This is a genomic window from Elstera sp. (genome assembly GCF_044372965.1).
Lineage (GTDB): Bacteria > Pseudomonadota > Alphaproteobacteria > Elsterales > Elsteraceae > Elstera.
The window spans coordinates 1-3,723 of record NZ_JBILQX010000262.1 but is presented as its reverse complement, the minus strand read 5'-3'; the positions used below and the strand labels follow the sequence as shown (position 1 = coordinate 3,723).

The following is a 3,723-nucleotide window of genomic DNA, read 5'->3' as shown; positions in this document are numbered from 1 at the left end:
GTCGAGCGTTGCCTCATTACGCTTATAGAAAACCCATTGGCCGATGCGCCGCGGCGTCACCAGATCGGCGGCGGCGAGCGTCGCCAAATGGGCGGAAACGGAGGATTGCGACAGGCCGCAGCGTTCAAACTGCCCCGCGCACACACCCATTTCCACGGGGTGTTCCTGGGTAGAAAAATGCTCCTCGGGCGCTTTTAGCCACGCCAGCATGTCGCGCCGAACCGGGTGCGCCAGGGCCTTTAGAATCACGTCGGGGTCCATTGGGGGCCTTTAAATCGGGATTATCCGATATATATATGGTGAAGTTCTGATATATTCAAATCCTGAAGTATGGACGGGGCGGAAGAGGATCTTTCATGACCCATTTGTCAATTCTCGATCTGGTTCGGATCCGTCAAAACAGCGACGCGCGCACGGCGCTCGATCATGCCCGCGATCTGGCGGCCCATGCGGAAGCCTGGGGCTATACGCGCTTTTGGGTGGCCGAGCATCATAACGCCTCCGGGATTGCCAGTGCGGCGACCTCCATCGTCATCGGCCATATCGCGGCGGGGACGAAGACCATTCGCGTCGGCGCGGGCGGGATTATGCTGCCGAACCACGCGCCTTATATCATCGCGGAGCAGTTCGGCACGCTCGCCCATCTGTTTCCGGGCCGGATCGATCTTGGCTTGGGCCGCGCACCGGGAACCGATGGGCTGACCGTGCGCGCCCTGCGCCGCCCGATCGATAGTGCCGACAGTTTTCCGCGCGACGTGGTGGAGTTGCAGGCCTATTTTGCCCCTTCAATCCCCGGCCAGCGGTTACGGGCGATTCCGGCGGCGGGAACGGAGGTTCCGCTCTGGATTCTAGGCTCCAGCACCTTCGGGGCGCAGCTTGCGGCGCAACTGGGGCTACCCTATGCCTTCGCCTCCCATTTTGCGCCCCAGAGCTTGTTGGAGGCCTTGGAGATTTACCGGCACCGCTTCCAGCCCTCGGAGCAATTGGCGAAACCCTATGCGATGGCCGGGGTGAATATCATCGCCGCCGAAACCGACGCCGAAGCGCGGCGGTTGGCGACGACGCAGCAAATGTCTTTCACCAATCTTATTCGCGGCACGCGCGGGCTCAGCAGCCCGCCGATTGACGATATCGAAACCTATTGGTCGCCCGCCGAAAAAGCCCCTGTTCAAGCCATGATGGCGCGCACCATCGTTGGTTCGCCGGAAATAGTGCGCGCGGGCCTCAGTCGCTTTATCGCCGAAACGGGGGTGGATGAGGTCATGATCGTCTCGGATATTTACGATCATGCCGCCCGTTTGCGCTCCTTCGAGATTATCGCCTCGGTCGGCGGCCTCACCACGCCTGTCGATACAGCGCCAGCGCGTCCGCTTCTTCAAGCAGCCGGGGGTTATTAATCAGTAGCCGCTGCTGCTTCATCGCCTCGCGCGCCATCAATTCCAGCGCTGATTCGGGAATATCGATATCGCGCAAGCGCAACGGCAGGCCGCTTGCGGTTAGTAGCGCATCGATAGCGCTGAAGAAGGCGGCTTCGGCTGATTCAGGGACGGTGGGGTCGAGACAGGTCGCAAGCTCCCCATAGAGTGCCCCTGCCGCTGGTTGATTATAGCGCAGCACCGGGCGCAGCATCAGCGCATTGGAAAGTCCGTGTGGAACGTGGAAATGCCCGCCCAAAGGATAGGCGAGAGCATGCACTGCCGCCACGGGAGCGTTTGAGAAAGCGACCCCCGCAAGGTGCGATCCCAGCAGCATCGCCTCCCGCGCCGCGACGTCCCGGCCATTGGCGAGCACTTTCGGCAGATTCGCGCTGAGCAGGCGCAAAGCCTCTTTCGCCAAAGCGTCCGACACCGGGTTTTTCAGGCGGGCACTGGTATAGGCTTCGATGGCGTGAACCATCGCGTCGATCCCGGTCGCGGCGGTGGCGGCGGGGGGCAGGCCGAGGGTGAGGTCAGCATCAAGCAAGGCCCAATCGGCATAGAGCGCCGGGGCGACGACGCCCTTCTTTTCGGTCTCGCCGACCGTGACAATGGCAATGGGGGTGGCTTCCGAGCCGGTTCCGGCCGTGGTTGGGATAAGCACCAGCGGCAGGCGCTGCCCTTTGGCTTGATCGACGCCGTAAATCGCAGCCAGATCATCGCCGGACCCCAGCAGATAGGCGACCAGTTTTGCCACATCCATCGGGCTGCCGCCGCCGAGCCCAACCACCGAGGCAACCCCGCCCGCGCGCCCGGCCTCAACGGCAGCGAGAACGGTTTTAGCCGAAGGATCGGCTTCAACCGCATCGAAAACCACCACCGCGCGCCCCTTCAGCGCCGCCAGGGCCCCATCGCACAGACCGAACCGGCGCACGCCCGCATCGGTGACGAGCAGAACCGGGCCGGGCGGTAATAGATCGGCCAATTGAGCGCAGATACCGGCGACACTGCGCAGCCGGGGGCCATAGGAAAAGCTGAAAGCGGCGGTCATGGCGGACGGTCCAGGTTGCTGTAACATCCGCTGAGCCTGCTCCATTGCGCCGCGTTGCGCTAGTCCCGTACCGTTGCGCCGCCGATCCACACTTGCGCGACGCCGAGGTCGGGCGTCAGATGGACGAAATCGGCGCGATAACCGGGGGCCAAGCGCCCGCGCGCGCGATCTAAACCGAGGAACTGCGCCGGGTAGAGGCTGGCCATGCGCAAGGCTTCGTCGAGCCCAACGCCGAGGTTTGCCACCGTAAAGCGCAGCGCCGCGTCCATCGTGAGGTCCGAGCCCGCGAGCGTGCCGTCGTCCAGCGTCAGTACGCCGTTCTGGCGCGTCACTAAGCGCCCGTTCAGGTGAAATTCGCCTTCGCTATGCCCGGCGGTCGGCATGGCGTCGGTGACGAGGAACAGTTTGCCGGGGCCGCGTTTGGCGCGTAAGGCCGTCGCTAGCGCGGCGGGGTGGACGTGGTGCCCATCGGCGATGATCCCGGCCCAGAGCCCGCTATGGGTGAGCGCCGCGCCAACGACGCCGGGGGCGCGGTGCGAAAGCGGCGACATAGCGTTGAACAGATGAGTCACGCCCCGCGCGCCCGCATCCGCCGCCGCCATCGCTCCTTCGTAAGTCGCTTCGGTATGGCCGAGGCTGACGATGATGCCGCCTGCCGCGAGTTTGGCAATCAGCGCAGGCGGCACGGTTTCCGGCGCAAGGGTGAGCAGAACCGTTTGCAGCCCGGTTGCGAGCAGCACGTCGGCGTCGGCGTCCGTAAGCGCGCGAATGAGGTTCGGGTCGTGTGCGCCCTTGCGTGATTTCGCCAGAAACGGCCCTTCCAGATGAATCCCGATCACGCCGGGACTCTCGTTAGCGATGGCGGCGCGCACGGCTTCGACAGCGGCAACCATGCCCGTGGAATCGTCGGTAATAAAGGTCGGCAGCAGTGCGGTGGTGCCGTAACGGGCGTGGGCGTGGGCGAGACGCGCGAGCGCGCCGGGCGTTGGTGTGGCGTTGAACAGCACGCCGCCGCCGCCGTTCACCTGGGCGTCGATGAAGCCCGGCACGAGTAAACCGGGGCCGCAGGTTTCAACTTCAAGTCCCGCTGGAAGCGCCGCACGCGGCACGAGATCAATGATCGTGCCCCCATCGATCACCAGCGCGTGATCGTCTAAGAAACGCTCGCCCGTGAATAGGCGCGGCCCCGTTAGCGCGTAGATCGTCATTACAGGGTCTCCGTCACCTTTTTCAGGCGGCTGGGGCGGTCGGGGTCTT

4 protein-coding genes are annotated in these 3,723 nt (G+C 64.2%); 1 reads left to right on the top strand and 3 read right to left on the bottom strand.

Going from position 1 to position 3,723, the window contains the following annotated elements; translation table 11 throughout:
* The coding region (locus ACIQ36_RS19200; protein ID WP_395832353.1) for an ArsR/SmtB family transcription factor at positions 1 to 261 on the bottom strand (261 nt) is incomplete at its 3' end.
* Between the two features lie 95 nt (positions 262 to 356).
* Between ACIQ36_RS19200 and ACIQ36_RS19195 the strand changes: the two genes are divergently transcribed.
* Positions 357 to 1,397 carry an LLM class flavin-dependent oxidoreductase gene (locus ACIQ36_RS19195; RefSeq protein WP_395832351.1) on the top strand — a complete coding sequence of 347 codons (1,041 nt, stop codon included), beginning with the start codon at positions 357 to 359 and terminating at the stop codon, positions 1,395 to 1,397.
* Here ACIQ36_RS19195 and ACIQ36_RS19190 read toward each other — a convergent pair.
* Positions 1,336 to 2,466 (bottom strand): iron-containing alcohol dehydrogenase, encoded by a 1,131-nt coding sequence (locus tag ACIQ36_RS19190; RefSeq protein ID WP_395832349.1) that lies wholly within the window; start codon positions 2,464 to 2,466, stop codon positions 1,336 to 1,338. The two genes, ACIQ36_RS19195 and ACIQ36_RS19190, sit on opposite strands and share 62 nt — an antisense overlap.
* A 59-nt stretch (positions 2,467 to 2,525) precedes the next feature.
* Positions 2,526 to 3,674 (bottom strand): N-acetylglucosamine-6-phosphate deacetylase, encoded by a 1,149-nt coding sequence (gene nagA / locus ACIQ36_RS19185; RefSeq protein WP_395832347.1) that lies wholly within the window; start codon positions 3,672 to 3,674, stop codon positions 2,526 to 2,528.
* Positions 3,675 to 3,723: the final 49 nt, after the last annotated feature.